The 529-nt window shown below is 47.8% G+C and carries 1 protein-coding gene; it reads right to left on the bottom strand.

The genetic code is table 11. From position 1 onward, the window contains the following. Positions 1 to 529 (bottom strand): reverse transcriptase domain-containing protein (locus tag ACTQ16_RS16775; RefSeq protein WP_441938574.1); only part of this gene is annotated, 529 nt, incomplete at both ends.

Below are 529 nucleotides of genomic sequence, written 5' to 3'. Positions count from 1 at the left end.
GCTTTTGGGTGTACCGTGAGTTGGCATTTGCCTTTCATTACATAAAAGGAGTAACCAAGGTATTTCACACCTTGCACATAGGACACAACTGTCTTGTCCCTGTTCACCTTCAGATGAAGTTTTCCTTCGATGAAGCGGGTTACAGATTCCTTCACGCGTTTGGCTGCACGCTTGGACTTACAAAATATCATCGAGTCATCGGCATAGCGGACAAAAGGGAGACCTCGGCTTGTGAGTTCCTTGTCCAACTCGTTGAGCATGATGTTGCTCAAAAGCGGACTTAACGGTCCTCCTTGGGGAGTGCCTTCCCCACTTGCCTCGAACATTCCTTTGCTCATCACACCACTGCGGAGATATTTGTGGATAAGGCTTATCACCCTACCGTCCTTTATAGTGCGGCTGAGGATTTCTATGAGTTTACTGTGGCTCACCGTGTCGAAGAAACGCTCCAAGTCGAGGTCAACCACATAAATGTAGCCATCATCGATTATTTTCTGAGCACCTCTTAGGGCATCATGGCAGCCTCTTC

It is taken from the genome of Prevotella sp. LCP21S3_D2 (assembly GCF_052118345.1).
Taxonomy (GTDB): domain Bacteria; phylum Bacteroidota; class Bacteroidia; order Bacteroidales; family Bacteroidaceae; genus Prevotella.
The sequence above is the reverse complement of the archived record's forward strand: the minus strand, read 5'-3'. Positions and strand labels throughout refer to the sequence as shown.